This window comes from Roseateles sp. P5_E11 (assembly GCF_054049355.1).
On record NZ_JBFUMO010000031.1, the window covers coordinates 1 to 23,535 of the forward strand.

At 68.2% G+C, this 23,535-nt stretch carries 20 protein-coding genes; 11 read left to right on the top strand and 9 right to left on the bottom strand.

The genetic code is table 11. The features are described from left to right. A partial coding sequence (locus tag ACXJKR_RS04415) for a TRAP transporter large permease subunit (protein ID WP_457321062.1) occupies positions 1-744 on the top strand: 744 nt, incomplete at its 5' end. On the opposite strand, the gene ACXJKR_RS04420 is transcribed toward ACXJKR_RS04415, so the two are convergent. The 4 genes from ACXJKR_RS04420 to ACXJKR_RS04435 form a co-directional block, all read right to left on the bottom strand. Beyond that, complete coding sequence (locus tag ACXJKR_RS04420; RefSeq protein WP_457321063.1) at positions 686-1,639, bottom strand: DMT family transporter; 954 nt, start codon at positions 1,637-1,639, stop codon at positions 686-688. The two genes, ACXJKR_RS04415 and ACXJKR_RS04420, sit on opposite strands and share 59 nt — an antisense overlap. A gap of 86 nt (positions 1,640-1,725) precedes the next feature. After that, entirely contained in the window at positions 1,726-2,523 is a 798-nt protein-coding gene (locus ACXJKR_RS04425; RefSeq protein WP_457321065.1) for a substrate-binding periplasmic protein, read from the bottom strand. A 66-nt stretch (positions 2,524-2,589) separates the two neighbouring features. Then, positions 2,590-3,309, bottom strand: a complete 720-nt coding sequence (locus tag ACXJKR_RS04430; protein WP_457321067.1) for a site-2 protease family protein — start codon at positions 3,307-3,309, stop codon at positions 2,590-2,592. Then, positions 3,309-4,190: a DUF2167 domain-containing protein gene (locus ACXJKR_RS04435; RefSeq protein ID WP_457321069.1), complete on the bottom strand. Its 882-nt coding sequence runs from the start codon at positions 4,188-4,190 to the stop codon at positions 3,309-3,311. Before ACXJKR_RS04435 ends, ACXJKR_RS04430 begins: the two co-directional genes overlap by 1 nt. Positions 4,191-4,305: 115 nt before the next feature. On the opposite strand from ACXJKR_RS04435, the gene ACXJKR_RS04440 reads away from it, so the two are divergent. Then, the gene (locus ACXJKR_RS04440; RefSeq protein ID WP_056191764.1) at positions 4,306-4,815 is read left to right on the top strand and encodes a DUF4440 domain-containing protein; all 510 of its coding nucleotides are present in this window, start codon (positions 4,306-4,308) and stop codon (positions 4,813-4,815) included. Between the two features lie 68 nt (positions 4,816-4,883). Here the strand turns inward: ACXJKR_RS04440 and ACXJKR_RS04445 are convergent, their stop codons facing one another. Beyond that, positions 4,884-8,429: an indolepyruvate ferredoxin oxidoreductase family protein gene (locus tag ACXJKR_RS04445; protein ID WP_457321072.1), complete on the bottom strand. Its 3,546-nt coding sequence runs from the start codon at positions 8,427-8,429 to the stop codon at positions 4,884-4,886. Between the two features lie 216 nt (positions 8,430-8,645). Here ACXJKR_RS04445 and ACXJKR_RS04450 point away from each other — a divergent pair, with 216 nt between their 5' ends. The 3 genes from ACXJKR_RS04450 to ACXJKR_RS04460 all read left to right on the top strand — a co-directional run bounded on the left by ACXJKR_RS04450 (position 8,646) and on the right by ACXJKR_RS04460 (position 11,081). Further along, positions 8,646-9,155 (top strand): Lrp/AsnC family transcriptional regulator, encoded by a 510-nt coding sequence (locus tag ACXJKR_RS04450; RefSeq protein ID WP_056191761.1) that lies wholly within the window; start codon positions 8,646-8,648, stop codon positions 9,153-9,155. Between the two features lie 10 nt (positions 9,156-9,165). Continuing rightward, positions 9,166-9,903, top strand: coding sequence for a metallophosphoesterase family protein (locus ACXJKR_RS04455; RefSeq protein ID WP_457321074.1), 738 nt, complete (start codon positions 9,166-9,168; stop codon positions 9,901-9,903). A gap of 62 nt (positions 9,904-9,965) precedes the next feature. Further along, positions 9,966-11,081 carry a diguanylate cyclase gene (locus ACXJKR_RS04460; protein WP_457321076.1) on the top strand — a complete coding sequence of 372 codons (1,116 nt, stop codon included), beginning with the start codon at positions 9,966-9,968 and terminating at the stop codon, positions 11,079-11,081. Here the strand turns inward: ACXJKR_RS04460 and ACXJKR_RS04465 are convergent. The 3 genes from ACXJKR_RS04465 to ACXJKR_RS04475 form a co-directional block, all read right to left on the bottom strand. Continuing rightward, a complete protein-coding gene (locus tag ACXJKR_RS04465) occupies positions 11,078-13,669 on the bottom strand; it encodes a hypothetical protein (RefSeq protein WP_457321078.1) in 2,592 nt (863 codons plus the stop codon). The two genes, ACXJKR_RS04460 and ACXJKR_RS04465, sit on opposite strands and share 4 nt — an antisense overlap. After that, positions 13,669-14,304, bottom strand: a complete 636-nt coding sequence (locus ACXJKR_RS04470) for a hypothetical protein (protein WP_457321080.1) — start codon at positions 14,302-14,304, stop codon at positions 13,669-13,671. Before ACXJKR_RS04470 ends, ACXJKR_RS04465 begins: the two co-directional genes overlap by 1 nt. Positions 14,305-14,482: 178 nt before the next feature. Further along, on the bottom strand, positions 14,483-16,108 hold the full coding sequence (locus ACXJKR_RS04475; protein WP_457321082.1) for a LuxR C-terminal-related transcriptional regulator: 1,626 nt from the start codon (positions 16,106-16,108) through the stop codon (positions 14,483-14,485). A gap of 63 nt (positions 16,109-16,171) precedes the next feature. Between ACXJKR_RS04475 and ACXJKR_RS04480 the strand changes: the two genes are divergently transcribed. Further along, the gene (locus ACXJKR_RS04480) at positions 16,172-17,059 is read left to right on the top strand and encodes an EamA family transporter (protein ID WP_457321094.1); all 888 of its coding nucleotides are present in this window, start codon (positions 16,172-16,174) and stop codon (positions 17,057-17,059) included. 9 nt (positions 17,060-17,068) lie between these two features. Continuing rightward, a complete protein-coding gene (locus ACXJKR_RS04485; protein ID WP_457321084.1) occupies positions 17,069-17,692 on the top strand; it encodes a hypothetical protein in 624 nt (207 codons plus the stop codon). Here ACXJKR_RS04485 and ACXJKR_RS04490 read toward each other — a convergent pair. Continuing rightward, complete coding sequence (locus ACXJKR_RS04490) at positions 17,683-18,477, bottom strand: isocitrate lyase/PEP mutase family protein (protein WP_457321086.1); 795 nt, start codon at positions 18,475-18,477, stop codon at positions 17,683-17,685. The genes ACXJKR_RS04485 and ACXJKR_RS04490 overlap by 10 nt on opposite strands. A 194-nt stretch (positions 18,478-18,671) precedes the next feature. Here ACXJKR_RS04490 and ACXJKR_RS04495 point away from each other — a divergent pair, with 194 nt between their 5' ends. The 4 genes from ACXJKR_RS04495 (at position 18,672) to ACXJKR_RS04510 (ending at position 23,190) form a co-directional block, all read left to right on the top strand. Beyond that, positions 18,672-19,040: a methylglyoxal synthase gene (locus ACXJKR_RS04495; protein ID WP_457321088.1), complete on the top strand. Its 369-nt coding sequence runs from the start codon at positions 18,672-18,674 to the stop codon at positions 19,038-19,040. A 22-nt stretch (positions 19,041-19,062) separates the two neighbouring features. Beyond that, positions 19,063-21,171 (top strand): putative bifunctional diguanylate cyclase/phosphodiesterase, encoded by a 2,109-nt coding sequence (locus tag ACXJKR_RS04500; protein ID WP_457321090.1) that lies wholly within the window; start codon positions 19,063-19,065, stop codon positions 21,169-21,171. Positions 21,172-21,237: 66 nt separating this feature from the next. Continuing rightward, positions 21,238-21,402: a hypothetical protein gene (locus ACXJKR_RS04505; RefSeq protein WP_200955205.1), complete on the top strand. Its 165-nt coding sequence runs from the start codon at positions 21,238-21,240 to the stop codon at positions 21,400-21,402. 87 nt (positions 21,403-21,489) lie between these two features. Next, positions 21,490-23,190 carry an NAD(P)/FAD-dependent oxidoreductase gene (locus ACXJKR_RS04510; RefSeq protein ID WP_457321092.1) on the top strand — a complete coding sequence of 567 codons (1,701 nt, stop codon included), beginning with the start codon at positions 21,490-21,492 and terminating at the stop codon, positions 23,188-23,190. The last annotated feature ends 345 nt before the right edge of the window (positions 23,191-23,535 follow it).

The window sequence follows — 23,535 nt, forward strand, 5'->3', positions numbered from 1 at the left end:
GGCTTCGCCATCGTCTGCGTGCTGACGGCCCTGCTGCTGGCCTGGTACTACTGGCGCTTCGACGCCGAGCAGTACGAGATCCTGACCATGCTGGTGTCGTCGGTGATGCCGCTGGGCATCCTGACGCTGGTGGTGCTGGGCGTCATCCTGTTCGGCATCACCACCGCCACCGAATCAGCCGCAGTGGGTGCGGCAGGTGCCTTCCTGATGGCCTGGCAGGCCGGCTCGCTGACTTTCAAGAAGACCCGTGAAGCGGTGTTCCTGACGGCCAAGACGACGGCCATGGTCTGCTGGCTCTTCGTCGGCTCGGCGTTGTTCTCGGCCGTGTTCGCGCTGCTGGGCGGGCAGGCGCTGGTGGAGCGCTGGGTGCTGTCGATGGACCTGACGCCGCTGCAGTTCATGCTGCTGTCGCAGGCCATCATCTTCGTGCTGGGCTGGCCGCTGGAGTGGACCGAGATCATCGTCATCTTCGTGCCCATCTTCCTGCCGCTGCTGGCGCACTTCCAGATCGACCCGATGCTGTGGGGCGTGCTGGTGTTCGTGAACCTGCAGGCCGCTTTCCTGAGCCCGCCGGTGGCCATGTCGGCCTTCTACCTGAAGGGGGTGAGCCCGCCGCATGTGACGCTGAACCAGATCTTCGCGGGCATGATGCCCTACATGCTCATCGTCATCCTGTGCATGGTGTTCATGTACGTGTGGCCGGAGATGACGCTGTGGCTGCCGGGCTACCTCTACGGGCGCTGACTAGGAAGACGCCGGCCATCACCAGCGTCGTGCCGAACACGATCCAGGCGTTCATCGGCTCGCCAAGGATGAAGACGCCCATCAGGATGGTGCTCATCGGCCCGACCATGCCGACCTGCGACGACAGCGGCGCGCCAATGCGGGCGATGGCCAGCATCACCATCAGCACCGGCGCCACCGTGCAGGCGGTGGCATTCAGCAGCGACAGCCACATCACCGGCTCGGGCACGATGAAGGCGGAGGCGGGCTTGAGCAACGCGAACTGTGTGATGCACAGCACGCAGGCCACGCTGCTGGCCAGGCCTGCCAACCGCATCGAGCCCAGGCGCTGCACGACCTTGCCGGACAGCGCCAGATAGACGGCATAGCTGACGGCACTGCCGAACACCAGGGCCGCCCCGAACGCCGTGTCGGTCCCCTGGAAGCTGAGTTCATGCGCGAACACCGCCACGACGCCGGCATAGCTGATGGCCAGCGCAATGACCTGCCGCGCCTGCAGCCGGTGGTGGAAGAAGACGACCGACAGCAGCAGCACCAGCGTCGGGTTGAGGTAGAGGATCAGCCGCTCCAGGCTGGCCGTGATGTAGGCCAGGCCGGCGAAGTCGAGGTAGCTCGCCAGGTAGTAGCCGGTGAAGCCGAGCACGCCGATGTCGCGCCAGTCGCGACGCGTCAGCACCGGCTTGCCGCGCCCGGCCCACCAGGCCAGCGCCACGAAGAAAGGCAGGGCCAGCAGCATGCGCCACATCAGCAGCGTGACCGCGTCGACGCCGTGGCGGTAGGCCAGCTTGACGATGATGGCCTTGCCCGAGAAGCCGATGGCGCCCAGCACCGCCAGCAGCAGGCCCAGCCACCTGCGGCGGTCAGCGGCGGGCTGGAGCGGCGGCGGGGTCGGCATCATCCTGGCGCATGGTGCGGCCCAGTCTAGGCCGGCGCCGCGCGACGACGGCACTTGACTGGTGAAGCCTCGCTTGCCCGGCAGCCTCAGCGCCCGCAGCGCCCCAGTTCGCGCGGCGGATTTTGCTGACGATAGAGCTCGGCCTGCTGGCGATGCAGCTGCTGCAGTTCGGCTGCGTAGCCGGGCTGCAGCAGAKAGTCCCGCACCTGCGCGGCGGCCGACACGCCCGGCGATTGCCGCGATATCTGCAGGTACAGCCCTGCCGCGCCGAGGCCACGCGGCAGCACGCGCACCTCCTGCTCGCAGCCCACGGCGCGCAACAGTTGCTCGCCCGATTCGCGCGCCGTGGCAACCGCATCCAGGCGGCCCAGCAGCAATTTGCGCAGGTTCAGCTCCTCGCTGAGCGCGTTGTCCACCAGGGCATGATGGGCAAGTTGCTGGTCCACCTCCGTTCCCAGGCTGACGCCCAGGCCCACGCCGATGCGAAGGCCGGCGAGATCGGTCCAGCCCTCAAAGCGCAGCGGGTTGTCCCGCCGCACGAAGAGTGCGCCCTCATTGCGTGCCAGCGCCGGCTCCACGACCACGGCGTACCCGCGCCGCTTGGGGGTGTCGAAGGCGCAGACCATCACGTCCACTTCGCCGCGCTCGACCAGGGCCTGGCAGCGGGACCAGGGCCCGACCGGTTCGACGGCAAGCGTCCATCCGGCGGCAGCGAAGGCGCGACGCGCGACCTCGACGCAGACGCCGTGCAGCCGGCCCTGCTGCTCCCAGCTCATCGGCTGGGCGGCCGGATGGGCACAGGCGCGCAGCTGCCGTTCCGCGCTGGCTGGTGACGCCAGCAGGGCGGACAGGCACAAGGCCAGCAGCAGGCGGGTGCGGGTCATGGGGAACTCCGAGCACGGGGTGCGGCTGGATCGTAGTGCGCCCCGAGGCCAACCCGCCTGCTCGTGTCAGCCGCGCACGACGGCCAGCATTTCGTGCACGTCGTGGCACATGACGGCAAGGTAGGCGGCCAGCACGAGGTAGTAGGTCGCGTATTCCCATTTCACGGCCGCGGGCACGGCGTAATAGGTCTGCGCCTCGGGGCTGTCGCTGCGATGCCGCCAGGCCTTGATGAGCTGGGGCCAGGCCAGCAGGGCCATCAGGATCAGCATCGGGCTGGGCCGCCAGAAGAACAGCGCCACGAGCATGGGCGCGCCGAGCAGCCAGATGCGCGGCGACAGCACGGCCGTGATGCGGCCGCCGTCGAAAGGCGAGATCGGGATCAGGTTGAACAGGTTCAGGAAGAAGCCGCTGTAGGACACGGCCAGCAGCCAGTCGGCGCCCCAGCTGCGCGCCATCAGATAGGTGACCGTGGCGCCGACCGTACCCAGCATCGGCCCGGCCAGGCCGACGAAAGCCTCGGTCTGCGCGTCATGCGGCATATCCTTCAACTCGACCCAGGCGCCGACGAAGGGGATGAAGGTCGGCGCGCCGACGTTCAGGCCCTTGTAGCGCGCCGCGATGAAGTGGCCCATCTCATGCACGAAGAGCAGCGCGATGAAGCCTGCCGCATAGCGCCAACCGTAGATCCAGGCGTAGACGACCAGCGAGATCAGCATGCTGCCGCCGGTGGTCAGCAGCTTGCCGAACTTGGCGCCCGTGAAGAGCAGCGCGAGGAGCTTGAACATCAGACCGTGGGCTTGTCGCGCTTGAAGAACTTCGTGATGGCTGCACCGCCACCAATCACCGCAATGAAGATGATCTTGGCGAACTTGGCGATGAAGGCGAACGCCACAGCCAGCAGGCCGAGCTTCTTGGCGCCAACGCCGACCACCAGCGCCGCCAGGCCGTACTCGGCGACATGGTCGGTGGAAGAGTCGAAGTCCTCGTAGCGCTTGCCCTTGTCGAACTCCAGCGCGCCGAGCAAGGCCTTGGCGTCGGGTTTCTGGTCCGGCAACTCCTTCAGGTCGGTGATGAAATTCAGGCTCAGATAGCCCTCGCGGCCCAGCGCATAGGTGTTGTAGTTGACGCCCTGGCCCGCGTCGGCCGGCGCGCCCTTTTCCTTGGAGCTCATCGCCCAGACGAGGCGGTGCTGGGTCGCTTCATAGGCCGGCGGCTCGGCCCAGCCGGTGATCTCGATGGGCGCCACGCCCATCTTCTGGCGCTCGTCGTTGCTGGCCTCGGTGCCTTCCTTGTAGCTGGCCAGCAGGTCATCGGCCTTCCACTCCTTGGCGTCGCCGTCCTTCACGTAGCCGGAGGCGATGTAGCGCAGCGTGGCGAACCATTCGCCGTCGCCCTTGGGGAAGATGAGGCCGGCCAGTTCGGTGTGTTCGCCCGGGTTGCCCATCGCGGTCAGCAGCTTGCCGGCCTGGGGCTGGGGGATGAAGATGCGGCCGGCCGGCAGGTGCAGCGTGGCCTGCCCTGCGATGGCGACGTCGGCCGGGCCTTCCTTGGCCGCGGCCTTGGCCTCGGTCCAGGCCGCGTTCTCGGGTGGGGCGTCGGCGGCCTGTGTGGACAGGCTCAGCAGCAGGCCGACAGCGGCCAGCAGGCCGCGCAGCATCGTCTTCATTGGTTCTCCCTGTTGGAAAGGGCGCAGTCTAGGCAACCCCGGACGCGGCCCCGTTCAGGGATTGCCCCGCGACGGGCAGATTCACAATTCGCACCACAACGCAGGGGGGCTGAACATGGCAATGATCAACAAGATGCGCCGCGTGCTCGCTGCGGCGACATGCCTGCTGCTGATGCTGGCCGGCAGCGGCTGCACGACGAAGCGCACGGTGGTCGTGTCACCGCCGCTGCGTTGCGACCAGCCCGGCAGCAACTGCGCCAACGACCTGATGCAGGCGCTGGAAGACTGGAAGGACGCCTACAACAGCCGCGACCCACGACGGCTCCAGCAGCTGTATGCCCCGGGCGCGCTGATCACCGACGACGAATACACGGCCGTGCCGCTGGACGGCGTTGCACTGCCGGTGTTCTTCGAGCAGATGGCGCAACGGCCGACGGCGCGCATGCGCTGGATCATCGGCAACCTGCAGCTGTTCGGCGACACGGCGGTGCGGTCGGGCCAATACGAGTTCAGCGAGCAGGTCGAAGGCCAGATGAAGACGCGGCCGGCGCGCTACAGCTTTGCCTATCAGCGCATCGACGGTCGCTGGCTGATCGTGCTGCAACACTCGACAGTACGCCCTTGAAAGACAAAGCCCCCCCGCAAGCCTGCTTGACGCGGGCTTGTGGGGCAGTTGTCAGCGCCTGTACGAGATCAGACCTTGGCCAGCAGTGCGTCCCACTTGGCGCGGGCGGCCTTCTCGTGGCGCTCCTTCACGTGGCCGTAGCCGCGGATGTCTTCCGGCACGCGGGCCAGCTCAACCGCATCGGCCAGCTTCTCCACCGTCAGGCCGGCCAGCGCCTTGTCGACACCGGCGCGGTAGTCGGCGATCCAGCGGCGCTCCATCTTGCGCTCCGCGGTGTGGCCAAAGATGTCGAAGGCCGTGCCGCGCAGGCCCTTCATCTTGGCCAGCAGGCCGAAGGCGGGGCGAATCCATTGGCCGAACGGCTGCTTGACCAGCTCGCCCTTGTTGTTCTTCTTGGCCAGCAGCGGCGGCGCGAGGTGATGCACCAGCTTGTAGTTGCCCTCGAACATGCCGGCCACCTTCTCGGCAAAGCCCATGTCGGTGTGCAGGCGGGCGACCTCGTACTCGTCCTTGTAGGCCATCAGCTTGAACAGATAGCGCGCGACCGCTTCCGTCAGCTTGGTCGTGCCGCCCAGCTTGGCTTCGGCCGCGCGCACCTTGTCGACGAAGGCCTTGTACTCGGCCGCGTAGGCGGCGTTCTGGTAGCCGGTCAGGAAGTCCACGCGCTTGGTGATGATCTCGTCGACACCCTGGCGCTTGACCATCTGGATGACCTGCTGGGCCGCGTACAGCGCCTGCACGCTCCTCAGGTCCTGCGCACAGCGACGGCCCCATTCGAAGGCGATCTTGTTGTTGTCGATCTGCACGCCATTGAGCTCGATGGCGCGCATCAGCGCGTCATAGCTCAGCGGGATGCGGCCCTGCTGCCAGGCATAGCCCAGCATCAGCGGGTTGGTGTAGAGCGAATCGCCCACCAGCTTGACGGCCACTTCCTCGGCGTCGAAGGAGCCGAGGTGGTCGCGACCCACCGCGTTGCCCACGGCCTGCTCGCAAGCCGCGCCGGGGAAGCTCCAGTTCGCGTCATTGACCAGCGTCGCCGTCGGCGAGCCATGCGTGTTCAACGCCACATAGGTCCGGCCCTCGCGCATGACGGCCAGCGTCGCCTTGTTGGCGGCGACGATGGCGTCGCAGGCGATGACCAGGTCTGCCTCGGCCGTGCCGACCTTGGTACAGAAGATCGCGTCCGGGCTGTTGGCGATCTGGATGTGGCTCCAGGTCGCGCCGCCCTTTTGCGCCAGGCCCGCGGCGTCCTGCGTGATGACGCCCTTGCCTTCCAGGTGGGCCGCCATGCCCAGCAGCTGGCCGATGGTGATGACGCCGGTGCCGCCCACGCCACCCACGACGATGCCCCAGGCCTTGTCGGGGTTGGGCACGATGGGCATGGTCAGCGGTGGCAACGCCGCATCGAAGGGGCTCTTGCGCGCTTCCTTCTTGGGCTTCTTCAGCTCGCCGCCTTCCACCGTGACGAAGCTCGGGCAGAAGCCCTTCACGCAGGAGTAGTCCTTGTTGCAGGTGTTCTGGTTGATCTGGCGCTTGCGGCCGAAGTCGGTCTCCACCGGCTCGATGGACAGGCAGTTGGACTGCACCGAACAATCGCCGCAGCCTTCGCAGACCAGCTCGTTGATGACGACGCGCTTGGCCGGGTCGACCAGCTTGCCGCGCTTGCGGCGGCGACGCTTCTCGGTGGCGCAGGTCTGGTCGTAGATGATGACCGTGGTGCCTTCGAGCTCACGGAACTGGCGCTGGATCTCGTCCAGCTCGTCGCGGTGATGCACGGTGACGCCCGGGGCCAGGGCCACGCCCTCGTACTTGAAAGGCTCGTCGGTGACGATGACCAGCTTCTTGACGCCTTCCGAGATCACGCTGTTCATGATCTGGATGACGGTGTGGCCCTCGGGCCGCTCGCCGACCTGCTGGCCGCCGGTCATCGCAACCGCGTCGTTGTAGAGGATCTTGTAGGTGATGTTCACACCCGCAGCGATGCTCTGGCGGATGGCCAGGCTGCCGCTGTGGAAGTAGGTGCCGTCGCCCAGGTTAGAGAAGATGTGCTTCTCGTCGGTGAACGGTGCCTGGCCCACCCACGGCACGCCCTCGCCGCCCATCTGCGTGAAGGTGGCCGTGTTGCGGCCGGGCATCCAGGTCACCATGTAGTGGCAGCCGATGCCGCCGACAGCGCGCGAGCCGTCGGGCACGCGGGTGGAGGTGTTGTGCGGGCAGCCGGAGCAGAACCACGGCGTGCGGTCGGCGCCGCCGGCCGTCTTCTCTTCCGCCTTCAGCGAGTTTTCCTTGGCGTCGATGATGGCCAGACGCGCGTCCAGGCGGGCGGCGATGTCACTGTCCACGCCGATCTTCTTCAGGCGTTTGGCAATGGCGCGGGCAATGATGGCTGGCGTCAGGTCGGCCTGCGGGCGCAGCAGCCAGTGCTCGCTCGGGTTGGGCACGCTCCACTCGCCGCCCTCGCCGCCGTCACCGGCGTCGAACTTGCCGAGCACGTTGGGGCGCACGTCGGCGCGCCAGTTGTAGAGCTCTTCCTTGACCTGGTACTCGATGATCTGGCGCTTCTCTTCGACGACCAGGATCTCCTGCAGGCCCTTGGCGAAGTCACGCGTGATCTGCGCTTCCAGCGGCCACACGACGTTGACCTTGTGCAGGCGGATGCCGATGCGCCGGCAGGTGTCGTCGTCCAGGCCCAGGTCGTGCAGCGCCTGGCGGGTGTCGTTGAAGGCCTTGCCGCTGGTGATCAGGCCGAAGCGGTCGTTGGCGCCTTCGATGACGTTGTAGTTCAGCTTGTTCGCGCGGATGTAGGCCAGCGCTGCGTACCACTTGTAATTCATCATCCGCGACTCTTGTTCGAGCGGCGGGTCCGGCCAGCGGATGTGCAGGCCACCGGCCGGCATCTGGAAGTCTTCCGGCAGGATGATGTTGACGCGATCCGGGTCGACGCTGACCGAGGCCGAGGATTCAACGATCTCCTGGATCGTCTTCATGCCTGCCCACACGCCCGAGAAGCGGCTCATGGCAAAGGCGTGCAGGCCCATGTCCAGGATGTCCTGCACGCTGCTCGGGAAGAAGGTCGGGAAGCCGACCGCCTTGAAGACGTGGTCGCTCTGGTGTGCGGCCGTCGAGCTCTTGGCGATGTGGTCGTCGCCCGCGATGGCGATGACGCCGCCGTGCTTGCTCGTGCCGGCCATGTTGGCGTGCTTGAACACGTCGATGCAGCGGTCCACGCCCGGGCCCTTGCCGTACCAGAGGCCGAAGACGCCGTCGAACTTGGCTTTCTCGGGGAAGAGGTCGAGCTGCTGGGTGCCCCAGACGGCGGTCGCGCCGAGTTCCTCGTTGACGCCCGGCTGGAAGACGATGTTCTGCTTGGCCAGATGCTTCTTGGCCGCCATCAGCGCCTGGTCGTACGTGCCCAGCGGCGAGCCGCGGTAGCCGCTGATGAAACCTGCCGTGTTCAGCCCGGCGATCGCATCGCGCGTGCGCTGCAGCATCGGCAGCCGCACCAGGGCCTGCACGCCGCTCATGAAGGCACGGCCGGAATCGAGCGCGTATTTGTCGTCGAGGGAGACAGTCTGCAGCGCGCGCAGGATGTGTTCGGGCAGCGGGGCGTTCATCAGTGGGAGCTCCTGAATGGCGACCCGAGAGGCCAGCCCTTGTGAGGCAGGCGCGCGGGCCATGGGCCAGTATGGCCGGACCGATCAGTGTAGGGAAATGGGGGCGAGCAGTGCTTTCTCAATTGCGCTCGAAACCAGCCACCCTGGCAATCTTCTTGCTCAGATCTGCCAAATTCGCTTCCAATTGCATCGCCACTTCGCCGATCAGGGCAAACCATGAGTTCTCAAGTCGTCGATTCCAGCGCCACTCCCGAAGCCCTCGACCGCCACCACATCGCCATCCTGGCCGAGTTGCAGGCCGATGCTCGCCTGTCCAACGCCGAACTGGCCCAGCGCATCGGCCTGTCGGCCGCGCCCACCTGGCGGCGCGTCAAGTGGCTGGAGGACCAGGGCTACATCACCGGCTACCGCGCCGAGATCGACCGCAGGAAGCTCGGCCTCGGGGTGCTGGCCTTTGTGCGCGTCGATGCCGAGCGCAGCGCCGGCGCCGCCACCAAGCCGCTGGAAGACGCCATCCGCCAGCTGCCCGAGGTCATCGCCTGCCACTACATCTCCGGCGCCGGCACCTTCGAGCTGCAGGTCATGGCCACCGACCTGGACGCCTTCTCGCGCTTTTCCATCGACACGCTGCTGAACCTGCCCAACGTGAAAGACATCCACACCAGCTTCTCGCTTGGTGAGGTCAAGGCCAGCGGCGTGTTGCCTCTCGGTCACCTGGGCGGCTAGTCTCGAGACCATGCGCATCGCCCTCGTCTCAGACATCCATGGCAATCTGCCCGCCCTTGAAGCTGTTGCCGCCGACATCCGCCGCCGCGGCGCCGACCAAGTGCTGTGCCTGGGCGACAACCTCTCCGGCCCGCTGATGCCGCGCGAGACGGCGCAGTTCCTGATGGCCTCGGGCTGGCCCATCCTGGCCGGCAACCACGAACGCCAGATCCTCGAATGGCAGCCCGACGCCGGTGGCGCCTCCGACGGCTATGCGCTGTCCACGCTCGGCACGCCGGAGCTCGACTGGCTGCGCAGTCTGCAGCCGATGTGGCAATGGGCGCCGGACATCTTCCTGTGCCACGGCACGCCACGCAGTGACTGCGAGCACTTCCTGGAAACCCCGCGCGGCGGCGTACTCGGCCTGGCCACGGCCGCCGAGATCGCCGAGCGCCTGGGCGATCAACGCAGCGCACTCATCGCCTGCGGTCACAGCCATCTGCCGCGCTTTCTGCGCGTGGTCAGCAACCAGGTTCTCGTCAACCCCGGCAGCGTCGGCCTGCAGGCCTATGTGGACGATGAGCCGGAGCGCTATGTCGTCGAGCGCGGCACGCCCGACGCGACCTACGCCATCGTCGAGAAGCTCGACGGCGCCTGGCACTGCGCCCAGCACTCGGTGCCCTATGACCACGGCGCGATGGCCGCCTTGGCCGCGCGCAACGACCGGCCCGACTGGGCGCAAGCGTTGCAGACCGGCTACGTGGGCTGAAGGCTCGAACAAGGACTCAGGCGGACAGTGCCCCGGCGCCGCTGGCGCGGTAGGCTAGCGCCATGGCGGCGTCGTACCTCCGTCGGCTCGGCGACCTGTGGCTGGGCAGCGAACCAGCCCAGCGCCTGCGGCTGCGCCAGACCTCGCTCGCGATGGCGCTGATGGGCATCAGCGCCGTGATGCTGTGTTACGCCATCAAGGTCAACGGCGGCGAGTTCGGGCCGGTGCTGTGGGGCTGGGCGGCCTATTCCCTGGGCGGCATGGCACTGATCTACGCCGCCATCCGCAGCGGTTGGTCGAAGCGCTTCACCGACCCCTCGCTGACCAGTGCGCAGATCGGCTTCGCGATCAGCTGCGCGGCCTTTGGCTATGCACAGGCCGGCCTGCTGCGCGGCGGCGCCTTCCCGGTGCTGACGCTGATCCTGATGTTCGGCATGTTCCAACTGCGCGCCCGCAGTGCCTATGTGCTGAGCTTTTTCGCGCTGGCCCTGTTCGCCCTCGTCATGGGCGCCATGGCCTGGCTCCATCCCGCGGCCTATCCGCCCGAGGTCGAGTTCGGCCACTTCGTCATGCTGGCCTGCCTGCTGCCCACGGTGGCCGTGCTGACGGCGCGGCTGAGCCGCATCCGCCGCCGGCTTTCCGAGCAGCGCCAGGAGCTGGCCCGGGCGCTGGCCCAGTTGCAGGCCATCGCCACGCGCGACGAGCTGACCGGCCTGCCCAACCGCCGCCAGATGCAGGCGCTGATGGACCAGGAGTTATCGCGTTCGCTGCGCCATCACCACGATTTCTGCGTCGCCGTCGTCGACCTGGACCACTTCAAGCGCGTCAATGATGAGCACGGCCATGCGGCCGGCGATGCCGTGCTGCGAGCCTTCGCCCAGGGCGGCCAGACCGCCATGCGCGGCACCGACGTGCTGGCGCGCTGGGGCGGCGAGGAGTTCCTCGTGCTGCTGCCCGACACCGCCATGCCACCGGCCGTGGCCGGCATGGAGAGGTTGCGCCAACAGACCGCCGCCTTGCGCATCGACATTGGTGACGGCAAGCAGGTGGCAATCACCGTCTCCATCGGCCTGACCGGGCACCGCCGCGGCGACACCCTGGCCCAGACCCTGGAGCGCGCCGACCGCCTGCTCTACAAGGCCAAGGCGGAAGGGCGCAACCGCACCTGCATCGACTAGCGGTCGGAGTGCCGCAGATGCTCGCAGCGGCCCATGCGGGCGCCGTGCTTCACTTCGTCGACGAACTCGCTCGGGAAACCGACCTCGGTCGAGTTGCCATGCTTGCAGACGAAGGCCTTCTTCAGGTCGACATACCAGCTCATCGGGTAGCCCGGGATGCCGCCGACGATCTCGTTGCCGGCCGCGTTCATCGACGCCGGGCCGTCCAGGCCGTAGCGATAGGCCTCGGCCACGCCCTGGGTGCGGAAGAAGTCGCTGAGCTGGATCCAGCCGATGTCCTCCAGCCACAGCACGCCGCGCAGGCCGCTGAACCAGACACCGGCCGAGCCGATCATCATCTTGCMGTCGTCGCTGATGTCGGCCACCTGCACGGGGATGGCGCCGAACTGCTGCTGGATGGCTGCGGCGCCCTCGCTCTCGCAGGTCACGTCCAGGCCCAGCAGCGGCATGTCCACACACCACTGCATCTGCCTGAACTTCGTGAAGGCGCTGGCCTTGCTGCCCTTGTTGGCATTCCAGAACACGACGCCGTCGCGCTCCGTGTTCAGCGCCACGCGGCCAGCGTCGGGCGTCATCGCATAGCCGTCGATGGCACCGACGGCCTTGTAGAGGTCGATCGGCTTGCCCTCGTCAATCCAGGCATAGGCCTTCATGAAGTTGCTGTTGCCCAGCACGACGCGGCCATCGGACGACACCGCATGCGCCCGGTGCCAGGGCTCGGCGCTCAGGTCCACGCCGTCCAGGCTCAGCGCCCGCATGCCGCGGCCCGCCGTCCAGATGAAGGGGATGACCTCGCCGCCGATGGCGGCGTCGCCGGACCAGCCACCTTCGCAGCTGCCATCGCCATTGCGGTCCACATAGGCCGTGCCGACGGCCGTGCGGCCGGTCGAATCGAGCGCCCAGCCGTAGCTGCTGCTGACGCCGATCTGGCTGCTGCCGCCGCAGCGGTCGCGGTTGAGGTTGCCCAGGTCGGTCAGGCCRCCGGTGCGGGTGTCCCAGATCGTGGCCGAGTTGGTCTTCACCGGCTGGCCTTCGCCATCGGTGCCGATGACGTTGCCGTTGAGGTCGGCCTGCACGATGAGCTTGCGGCCGTCGCGCGTGATGCTGGTGTTGACGCCCGCGACACCGTCCGGCGCCCATTCAACACCGCTGCGCGAGTCCCAGACGAAGGGCTTGTTGTCGATCCAGCCCGCCGCGCGCTCGCCGTCCTTGGACATGCTGCCCAGGAAGCCGTAGACGATGGGCGTGTACTGCACGCCGTCCTTGTAGCCATTGAAGTAGAAGTTGGCCGTCTTGGTGACACCCGCCTCGGCCGTGATCGCGCTGGCCGTGCAGGCGCGGTCGTTGGCCGCGTTGGACTGCTCGTTGCTGTTCCAGTACTCGGCCTCGGAGACCAGGGCGGTCGGCGTCGTCGGATAGCCGCCAGCGACGATCTCCTCCAGGTAGAGCACGTACTTCTGCCCGGGCTTCAGGTTGTTGATGCGAAAGCGCCCGTCGGGGCCGACCAGGCCCTGCGTCTTGTCGCCGCTCATCGCCGAGATCGCGTCGCCGAGCGGGTCGGCAACGTTGCGGGCGACGATATTGATGCCGCCATAGGGCGTGCGGCCATCCTTCAGGAACAGCGTGCCAGCCACCGAGCCGCGCGTCTTCAGGTAGGTTGCGCTCGGGTAGAGGTCGGAGATGCCCGCCATGTCGTCGCTGCGGTCCACCGTACTTTGCTCGTAACCGGCGTTGCGGCCGTTGGCATCGGGGAAGGTCGGGTCGATGAAGGGGAACATCGTCTCGATGTACTTCGGGTCGATCTTTTTCGCCGCCGGATCGTCGTCGCGCCAGGAATGCAGGGCCGGCACGCAGCCGGGCACGCCGGGGAAAGCCTCGTAGTAGTAGGGATGGCTGAAATAGGCCATGGTGCCGTTGACCTGCGAGTGCGACAGGTTGATGGCGTGGCCGAACTCGTGCGTGAACACGCCGGCGATGCGCTTGCCGTCGATGTCGGGCGGCGGCATCCAGGGCTGGTCTGGGTCCAACGGCTCATGCGGCACGACATAGCCGTTCATGACGGCCGTGGCCTTGACGATGGTCTCGGGGTAGCCGTCGCCGTCGCGGTCCTCGGCGATCTCGGCGAAGGCGATGCCCAGCACCTGGTCCTTGGGCACGCCGAAATACTCCTCAATGACCTGGCCGCGCTGGTCGTAGATGACGTAGATGCCGCCCTCCAGCGCCTGGCCATAGACGCGCTTGGCGGTCTCGCCGTCCTTCACGTCCACGCCGACGCCCGCGAGCTGGCTGAACTTCTTGAACTTGGCCGGGTCGGTGACGGCTTTCCAGGTCGAGGTCGGCACATCGCTCCACTGCTTCAGCGCAAAGGCGGTGATCCTGTCGGCCTGGGCGTTGCTGAGGAACTCCGTGCCGCTGTCGCGGTAGGTCAGCGGTCCGATGTCGGTGTAGACCTGGATGGGCTTGCTCGTGTCCCAACGCAGCGGCTGCGGGTTGCGTGGGTGCTCGGTCAGCAGCAGTGGGCCGGCGGCCTGGGCCAGGGAAGCCGCCGCGAACAGCGCGGCCAGCGGGAATTTGAGGAAGGCGTTCATCAGCGCATCACTCCCTTGGCGATCCAGTCTTCGCGCACCGCGCGCTTGACCAATTGGTTCAGCACGCCACCGTCGACGGCGCCGCTGTTGCGGGTCAGCATCTCGGCCTCGAGCGGGCTCAGCACCGCCGGGTCCACGCTCATGCCCTGGAACAGGCCGCGGTTGTCGAAGGCATTGGCCAGCTTCGGCCCGCTGCCGGTCAGCTTGCCCTGGGCCAGGCCCACTGGGCTGGTCAGGCCCGTGCGGACCGAGGGCTTGTTCATGAAGACGGTCACCTTCTCGCCGACCGTCCAGCCCGGCAGGCCCTCGATGCGTGTGGCCAGCAGGTATTTGCCATCGGCCATGCGGCGGTTCTTCAGCAGGCCGTACTGGCGGAAGCGGTAGCTGCTGTCCGTCGCCAGCTCACGCTTGACGCTGCCCTTGACCTTGAGCGTCACTTCCGTGAACGGCACGCCGCGGTCGATGCCGTCACTGACCTTGGCGACATCGCCACTGACGATGACGTCGGCGGCCGCGATCATCTGCTTGAGGTTCTGGTGCACCAGTTGGGTGGCGTGTGCGGCTGGCGCCAGCAAGGCGGCCAGGCCGCCCAGCAGGGCCAGGCGCCGCAGCGCGGAAAGGGGTTCTCGGTTCATGGCGAAAAGCGGTTGGGTTTGCGGGCGGACAGCGCTCCGCCAACCCAGGGCCCGCGCTCATGCCGCCGGCCCGGGCTCGTGGTCGTCTTGTCCGGGGTGAGGGCACTGTGCGGCCGCCTCCCGACCCCGCCCATCCCCCGCGGCGGGGGACCCGCGAGCGCGGGGAGGAAAAACCCGGTCAGCCCGCCACGCCGATGACTCCCAGCGCCCGCGCTCGCGTCACCGCGTGCTTGCGCGAGCCGGCCTCCAGCTTGGCGTAGATCTTCTTCAGATGCGACTTGACCGTCTCGTCGCTGACCGCCAGCGCCGTGGCGATTTCCTTGTTGGCGTAGCCGCGCGCCACCAGCACCAGCACCTCGCGCTCCTTGGGGCTGAGCAGGCGCTCGGCGGCCGTTGCGCCCGCGCCCTGCGGCACGGCGCCGCGGCGCAGCGCCGCCGGCGTCTGGCTGAGCCGCATGCGCTCGGTCTCGCCGTCCTTCAGCGCCAGGGCCTGGCGGGCATGGCCATAGGCCCGGCCCATGTCGCCGGCCGCGGCCCAGTCCTCGGCCAGGGCCACGTGCAGGGAGGCCGGCGCCTTCCAGCCGACGATCTTCAGCCCCTCGGCCAGCGTCGCCTCGCCGTGGTGCAGCGTCGCGTTTGGCAACACCAGGCCGGGCGGCGGCGCCAGGTGCGGGTGCCGGCGGTGGATCTCGGTCAGCGCCTCCTGCACGCCGACGACCAGCGCGTTGAAGCCATGGCATGCGATCAGCTGCTCCGCTTCATCCAGCGCAGCCTGCGCCGCGTCCACCTGGCCTGCCACCGACAGCGCCCGCGCCAGGCCCAGCAGGTTGACCGTCAGGTTGTCCGTAGAGCGCACCGCGCGGTACATCGCGATCGCCTCGGTCATGGGGCCGACCGCCTCGACGCCGCGGCCCAGGGCCAGCAGCGTCTGGGCCAGCTCGGCACAGGCGTTGGCCTTGTTGATGCCAGGCGGCACGCCCGCCAGCGAGGCCAGCGCGTCGCCCAGCAGCACGAGCGCTTCATCGTGCCGGCCGATCTCCTTGAGCAGCGCGCCCAACCGCGTCTCGCAGGCGCCGATCAAGGCCGGCCACCCGGCCGCGCGCGATTCCAGCGTCGCCTGGTCGTAGCAGGCAGCTGCGCGGTCAAACTCGCCCAGGCCCTGCAGGGCCGTACCGGCATTGATGGTGCAGACCAGGGCGTGCCGCAGCAGGCCCCAGTGGCGGGCCGCATCGGCCGCACGCAGGAAGAGCGCCGCTGCGCGCGCCGGGTCGCGGCGGGACAGCGGCAGTGCCAGCGCAGCGTCGGCAAAGGCAGCCGCAGCGGGCTCGGCCGCGGGTGCGTCCGCAGCGGCTGGCGTCGCGAAGGACTGCTCGTAGGCCAGCCAGGCGCGCGCGATGGCCTGGCGGCGCGGGTCAGGCCCGCGTGCGTGGCAGGCCGCGGCACGGGCATAGGCGCCCAGCTCGCGCTCGCGCTGGCCGCGCGCCTTGGCGACGACGGCCTCGGCCAGCAAGGCATCACCCTCCAGCGTGGCCCCGCCGCCGCTGCGCCGAGCCTGCGCCAGCTGCGTTTCGGCCTCGTCGAGCCGCCCCTGCAGGGCAGCGATCTCGCAACGCGAGAGCGCCAGCCGGGCTTCCAATGAAGGCGTGAGACCCGCCATGGCCAGAACCTGCTCACACAGGGCCAGCGCGCGGCGGCTGTCGCGCTGGCGCAGCTGCCAGGCCAACTCGGCCAGCGCTGCCGCCTCGCCGCCCTGCGCGGCCGCTTCAAGGCCGGCCAGCGCCGTGGCGGGAACGAGGAAATCCATGGCAAAAATTGTAGAAGTGCCTCCGCCTAGACTGCCTCCATGTCATCCCCCTCCGCACAGACCCTGCCGCTGCGCCATTTCCTGCTCGCACTGGCGGTCGTGGCGATCTGGGGCAGCAATTTCGTCGTCATCAAATACGCCCTGCACACGCTGCCGCCGATGACGCTGGCCGTGCTGCGCTTCAGCTTCGCCCTGGTGCCGGCCTGCTTCTTCCTGCGCCGGCCGCAGGTGGGCTGGGGCAATCTGGCGGGCTACGGCATCCTCATCGGCGTGGGCCAGTTCGGCCTGCTGTATCTCGCCATGCGCAGCCAGATCTCGCCGGGGCTGGCCTCGCTGGTCGTGCAGACCCAGGTGTTCTTCACGCTGCTGCTGGCGGTGCGCATCCGCAAGGAGAAGGTGCTGGGCGCGCAATGGCTGGGGCTGGTGCTGGCAGCCAGCGGCATTGTTGTCATCGCCTCGCACACCGACGGCACCACCACGGCGGTGGGCATCGCCATGGTGCTGGCGGCCGCCTTCTCGTGGGCCTGCGCCAATTTGCTGACGCAGCGCGCCGGCCGCATCGACATGCTCGCCTACGTCGTCTGGAGCAGCGCCTTCGCGGTGCCGCCGCTGCTGCTGCTGGCGCTGCTGATCGACGGGCCGCAGCAGATGGCCGCGGGCCTGGCGGCGTCGGACCTCGGCACCTGGACGGCGGTGCTGTGGCAGTCGGTCGGCAACACGCTGTTCGGCTATGGTGTCTGGAGCTGGCTGCTGGCCCGCCATCCGGCCGGGCGCATCGTGCCCATGGCGCTGCTGGTACCGGTGTTCGGCATGGGTTCGGCTGCGGTGCTGCTGGGCGAGCCGCTGCCGGCCTGGAAGCTCATCGCGGCAGCCCTGGTGCTGGCCGGTCTGGCAATCAACCTGTTCGGACCGCGGCTTTTGGCGGCCAGGGCCAAGGCCGTTGAGGAATAAGCTGGGCGCATGAAGCGCCGCCTCCTGCTCCTGCTGGCCCTGGTTGCGCCCTGGGCCACCGCCGCCCCACCCGCCGTGCAGCTCATCGTCGAGCTGCGCTGGGTGGATTCCAACCTGCCGCCCGCCGCCCAGGCCGCCGTGCGCGACGGTGCGGTCGTGGTCGGCACGGCGGGCTCGATCTCGCCGCGCGGCGCCGGCGTCGTCACCTCGACCGCGGCGCCAGCGCCCCAGCAGATCCAGCGCCTGAACGTGCTGAACGGCCAACGCGGCATGCTGCGCCTGACGACCCGCGAGCCTCTGCAGTGGGTGGATGCCGTCGTCGAGCTCGACCCGACCACCCGCACGCCCCAACGCGTCTACGCCAGCCCGCGCAGCGCCGAGCGCCGCTCGGTGCAGAGCTTCACCGTGACGCCCACCTGGCCCGGCGGCAAGGCGCCGGTGCAGGTAGCGTTCGACATCGACCAGGACGACCACGCCTTCCAGTCGACGCTGCAGCTGGCGCTGGACCGCTGGCAGACCGTCGCACGCAGCGGCAGTGCGGCATCCCCCRCTCCCAAGGGCACCTTGAGCAGCGCGGATGCCGCCGGCCGGCCCGAGCGTGAACTGCAGCTGCGGGTGTCGCTTCAGCCTTGAGCCGAAGCCAGGGCGCCATTGATCTGCGGATAGGGCGCGGCGCCGTCGAACAGCTCAGTGCCAGCACCATGCTCAAGGAAGACCGTCGCCGCACGCTGCGCCCGGCCCCAGGCCGCCTCGGCGATGGCGCTGCCGGCCGAGATGCGGCGCACACCCAGGCGCTGGAGTTCGTCAAGGCCCGGCAGCACCGGCCGCGCCATCACGTTCAACGGCAGGGGCTGGCCGCCCACCAGGGCCTCGATGTCTGCCACGGCCGTCACGCCAGGGGCAAACAGGCCGTCGGCGCCGGCCGCCGCATAGTCGCGCGCCCGCAGCAGCACTTCCTCGACCGCCCGGCCGGGCGCCAGGTTCTTCAGCCAGACATCGCAACGCGCATTGATGAAGATATCGACACCGGCCCGCGCCGCGGCGGCCTTGATGGCCTCGATCTTGCGGCACAGCAGGGCGGGCGCTCCGGCACCGTCCTCGATGTTGATGCCGGCGGCGCCGGCTTCGGCGAACTTCAGGATGTTGTCGGCCACCACCGCCGGGTCGTCGCTGTAGCCGGCCTCGCTGTCAGCCGACAGCGGCACGCGGGCGACGCGGGCGATGCGGCGCAGTGCCGCAGCATGCTCGTCGACGGGCAGGTGGTTGCCGTCGGGGTAGCCCAGGGCCCAGGCCAGGCCGGCGCTGGTGGTGGCCAGGGCCGGCACGCCCAAGGCCTGGACCAGGACGGCGCTGCCGGCGTCCCAGACGTTGGCGATCTTCAGGAGCCCGGGGCCCTGGTGGAGCTGGCGGAAGTTCATGGTGTCTTTTGCGGGGTTGGCGGGATAGATTGGCGATGCTGCCGAGCCCCGCTGCCAGACCATGGCAGCAGGCCGGCGGCAGGTACGTTGAGTAACAGCTGCGGCCAGAATGGCAATGTGCCAAGTCTTGCGCGTTTATGGTCACGTCTTGCGTGTAACGTCAATCCTTTGCAGAACTCCCCGCCTTTCCGACCATGAAGCTTGCCTTGATCGCCCACGATGGCAAAAAGGACGCCATGATCTCCCTGGTCGCCGACTTCCTGCCGCTGCTGCGCCGCTGCCAGCTGATGGCCACCGGCACCACGGGCACCCGGCTGAACGCAGCCCATGGCCTGACCATCGAGCGCGTGCTCAGCGGCCCGATGGGCGGTGACCTGCAGATCGGCGCGCGGCTGGCGGTGGGCGACCTGGACGGCGTCATCTTCCTGCGCGACCCCATGACACCCCAGCCGCACGAGCCCGACATCAACGCCCTGGTGCGCGCCTGCGATGTGCACGACGTGCCCTGCGCCACCAACGTGGCCACCGCGCGGCTGCTGCTGACGCGCTGGAGCGCTGCATGACGCCTGAGATGCCGTCGGCCCCATGAGCAGCCTCGACAGGCCCCTGAGCCGGCTGTCGCGGCGGCTGCGCATACGCACCCGCCTGGGCCTGGCCTTCGGTCTGCTGCTGCTGCTGCTGATGGGCCTCGCCGCCCTGTCGGTTTATCGCCTCACGGGGCTGTCGGATGCGCTGAACCGCATCGTCGACGACCAGGCCGTCATCCGCGACTCGGTCAACGAGATCAACCGCAATGCCGAGGCCGTCGCCCGCAAGCTGCTGGTGCTGATGAGCCCCGACGCCGAGCTGCGCGTGTCGGCCTACCCCGAGATCGCGTCGGCCAACAATCGGCTCGACGACGCCATGCAGCGTCTGGCCATGGTGCTGCCATTGGGGCCCCGCACCGATCGCCTGTCCGAGGTGCGCCTGCGCCTGGCCGACTACCGCGCCAGCTATGTCGACGTGCGCAACCTCATCGAGCGCGACGATTTCCAGGCCGCCCGCGCCCTGCTGGGCAGTGACACCGAATCGGCCCTGTCCCTCTTTGTCAGCGCCATCCACCAGCTCGCGGCCAGCGAGGAGCGTGCGGGCACGGCCCAGGCCCGTGAGCTGCGCGACCAGATCGACGTCGACCGCACCGGCGTGCTGGCCCTGTGCATCGGCGCCCTCGTCGCCGGGGCGCTGCTGGCGGTGGGCGTCACGCGCTCCATCGTCATCCCGCTCAAGCGCGCCGAGGACGGCGCCGAGCTGATCGCGCAGGGCCAGTACGGCCACCGCATCGAGGTGGACTCGGCCGACGAGCTCGGCCACATGGCCGCGGCGATGAACACCATGGCCGCAGCCGTCGGCGAGCGCGAGGCCGAGTTGCGCCGCCTGGCCGACATCGACCTGCTGACCGGCCTGCCCCAGCGCGCCCGCTTCATCGCCGACGGCGACCGGCTGCTGGCCAACCTGCCCGAGCGCGAGCAGCTGGCCGTGTTGATCTGCATCGACGTCGACCGGCTCAAGGCGGTCAACAGCGTGCTGGGCTTTGACGCGGGCGACGCGTTGCTGCGCGGTGCGGCAGCCAAGCTGGAGGGCCTGTTCGAAGGCGTCGCCGCCTACGGGCGCCTGGCCGGCGGCACCTTCGCGGCCCTCGCCCCCGTGGCACGGCTGGACCATGCCAACGCGCTGGCCGCCCAGTTGCGCGAAGAGGTCGAGCACAAGCTCAGCTGGCAGGGCCAGTCGCTGGACCTGTCGGTGTCGCTTGGCGTGGCCCATTGGCCGGAGCATGCCGCTGACACCGAGGCCCTGCTGCGCCGTGCCGAGCAGGCCATGTTCGAGGCCAAGCGCCTGCGCCAGGACGTTGCCGTCTTCAACCCCAGCGCCGAGGCCTCGCGAGCCCTGCACCTGAGCCTGCTGTCTGACCTGGCTACTGCCATCCAGCAGGACCAGCTGCGCCAGTTCCTGCAGCCCAAGCGCTGTCTGAAGACCGGCCGCATCACCGGCGCCGAGGCCCTGGTGCGCTGGCAGCATCCGCAGCGCGGCTGGCTGCCACCGGGCGACTTCGTGCCCTTTGCCGAGCGCAGCGGCCGCATCCGCCAGATCACCGACTGGATGCTGGCTCGCGCCGTGCGCACCCTGGCAGCCTGGGAGGCCGAGGGCCGCGAGCCCATGAGCATTGCCGTCAATATCTCGACGCTGGACATCCAGGACCAGACCCTGCCGGCCCGCCTGGCCGCCCTGCTGGCCGAATACCGCGTCGACCCCGGCCAGCTGCAGCTGGAGGTCACCGAGACCGGCCTGATGTCCAGCGGCACCGATCCCATCGCCGTGCTGAACGCGTTGAAGGCCTGGGGCGTGAGCCTGGCCATCGACGACTTCGGCACCGGCCAGTCGTCGCTGGCCTATTTGCAGCACCTGCCGGTGGATGAACTCAAGATCGACCGCAGCTTCGTGCAGGACGTGGACGGCGACCCACGCCGCCAGGCCCTGCTGAAATCCATCGTCGGCGTGGGCCAGGGCCTGGGCCTCAAGGTGACCGCCGAAGGGGTGGAAAACGCCGCCGAACTGGACTGCATCACGGCCTGCGGCTGTGATCTCATCCAGGGTTATCTGCTGGCCCGGCCGATGGATCTACCGGACTTTGAAGCCTGGTTGGGCCGAACAGGCTAAAATCCGCGCCTTTCGTCGCTGTTTTGCGTTTCGCCCCTGCTGTGGGCTTTTGTTTACGGAGCCATCATGGGCAACAAGATCATCACCGAAGCGGCTCGCCGCGCCACCCCCCGTCCCGAAGCCCCCAAGGGCGTGACCTTCACCGCCGGCAAGGGCCAGCTGAGCAGCCTGGAGCGCGGTTCGCACACCCGCTCCAAGAAGAACCCGGGCAAGCGCCCGCATTCGGGTTGATTGACGGGCTGATCGCCTGACGATCTTCCCCACACACAGGCCCTGCGGGGCCTGTTTGTTTTTGTTGTCGGCTAAATCCTGACCACCATGATCCGCATCACCGAACTCCGCCTGCCGCTCAGCCATACCGAAGACGCGTTGCGACCCGCCGTGCTGGCGCGGCTCAAGCTCGCCGACACCGAGCTGGCCACCATCCAGGTGTTCCGCCGCGGCTATGACGCCCGCAAGCGCAGCGACATCCAGCTCGTCTACACGCTGGACTGCACGCTGAGCGAAGGCACCGACGAAGCCGCCGTGCTGGCGCGCTTTGCCGGCGACCACCAGATCCGGCCCACGCCCGACACCGGCTACCACTTCCTCGCTCAACGCGGCGATTTCACGGGCCCGCGGCCCGTCGTCGTCGGCTTCGGCCCTTGCGGCCTGTTCGCCGCGCTGATCCTGGCCCAGATGGGCCTGCGCCCCATCGTGCTGGAACGCGGCAAAGCCGTGCGCGAGCGGACGCAAGACACCTGGGGCCTGTGGCGCGAACAGAAGCTCCACCCCGAGAGCAATGTGCAGTTCGGCGAAGGCGGCGCCGGCACCTTCTCCGACGGCAAGCTCTACAGCCAGATCTCCGACCCGCGCCACCTGACGCGCAAGGTGCTGACCGAGTTCGTCAAGGCCGGCGCGCCCGACGAGATCCTGTTCGTCAGCAAGCCCCACATCGGCACCTTCCGTCTGGTCAGCATGATCATCAAGATGCGGGCCGACATCGAGGCGCTGGGCGGCGAGATCCGCTTCCAGCAGAAGATGACCGATCTGCTGATCGAGAACGGCGCGGTGCGTGGCGTGCAGCTCGAATCCGGCGAACAGATTGCCACCACCCACATCGTCATCGCGCTCGGCCACAGCGCCCGCGACACCTTCCAGATGCTGCATGCCCGCGGCGTGCACATGGAAGCCAAGCCGTTCTCCATCGGCTACCGCATCGAGCATCCCCAGAGCCTGGTCGATGCGGCCCGCTTCGGTGTGCACGCCGGCAACGAGATCCTGGGCGCCGCCGACTACAAGCTCGTCCACCACGCCAAGAACGGCCGTTCGGTCTACAGCTTCTGCATGTGCCCCGGCGGCACGGTGGTGGCTGCCACCAGCGAACCCGACCGCGTCGTCACCAACGGCATGAGCCAGTACTCGCGCAACGAGCGCAATGCCAACGCCGGCATCGTCGTGGGGCTCACGCCCGAGGACTACCGCCAGGACGGCAAGCGCGACGGCAGCCCCGTGAACCCGCTGGACGGCATGGCCTTCCAGCGCATCTGGGAAAGCCGCGCCTATGAGCTGGGCGGCGGCGGCTACCTGGCGCCGGGCTCGCTAGTGGGGGACTTCGTCAAGCGGCAGGTCAGCAAGGAATTCGGTGACGTGGCACCGAGCTACAAGCCGGGCGTGACGTTGACCGACCTGCAGCAAAAGGGCCGCGGCTCGCTGCCGTCGTATGCGCTGGAGGCGATCCGCGAAGCCTTGCCGGCGTTTGCGCGCCAGATTCGTGGCTTTGATCGGCCGGATGCGGTGCTGACCGGTGTTGAGACCCGGACGTCGTCACCGCTGCGCATCAACCGTGGGCGGGACTACCAGAGTGTCAACGTGCGCGGGCTGTTCCCTGCGGGCGAAGGTGCCGGCTACGCGGGCGGGATCATGAGTGCCGGCGTGGACGGCATCGAGGTAGCCGAGGCGCTGGCGGCGGATTTGCTCGGCATCCCGGACGCACCCGTGTTGAAAGGCAAAGGCGCACAGGCGGGTGGGCAGAGCTGAGTTGGGCATGGAAGTTTGGAGATCAACTTTCACGCTTCAGCACCATCCCAAGTTTGTGAGCTAGTAAGTAATCAGTGAAAGCAACTTGTTGCATGAACTGCATTTCACTAACCTTGCAATCCTTCGGTATTTAGTTTCCCTCGCGTCAGCGCGACGGCCAGCTCTATCCGCGGCCCGATAACGCTTGGATTCCGGCTTTTTCAAAACTTCCGGCTCGGGACGATTTCAACCGGCTTTGAAGGTCAGAAATGCTCGATGCACAGCGACGAAGATTGGTTCTAGGTGCCGGATCGACAGCAGCCGCAGGGTTGACGGGATGTGGGGGTGGATCGGTAGACACTGACG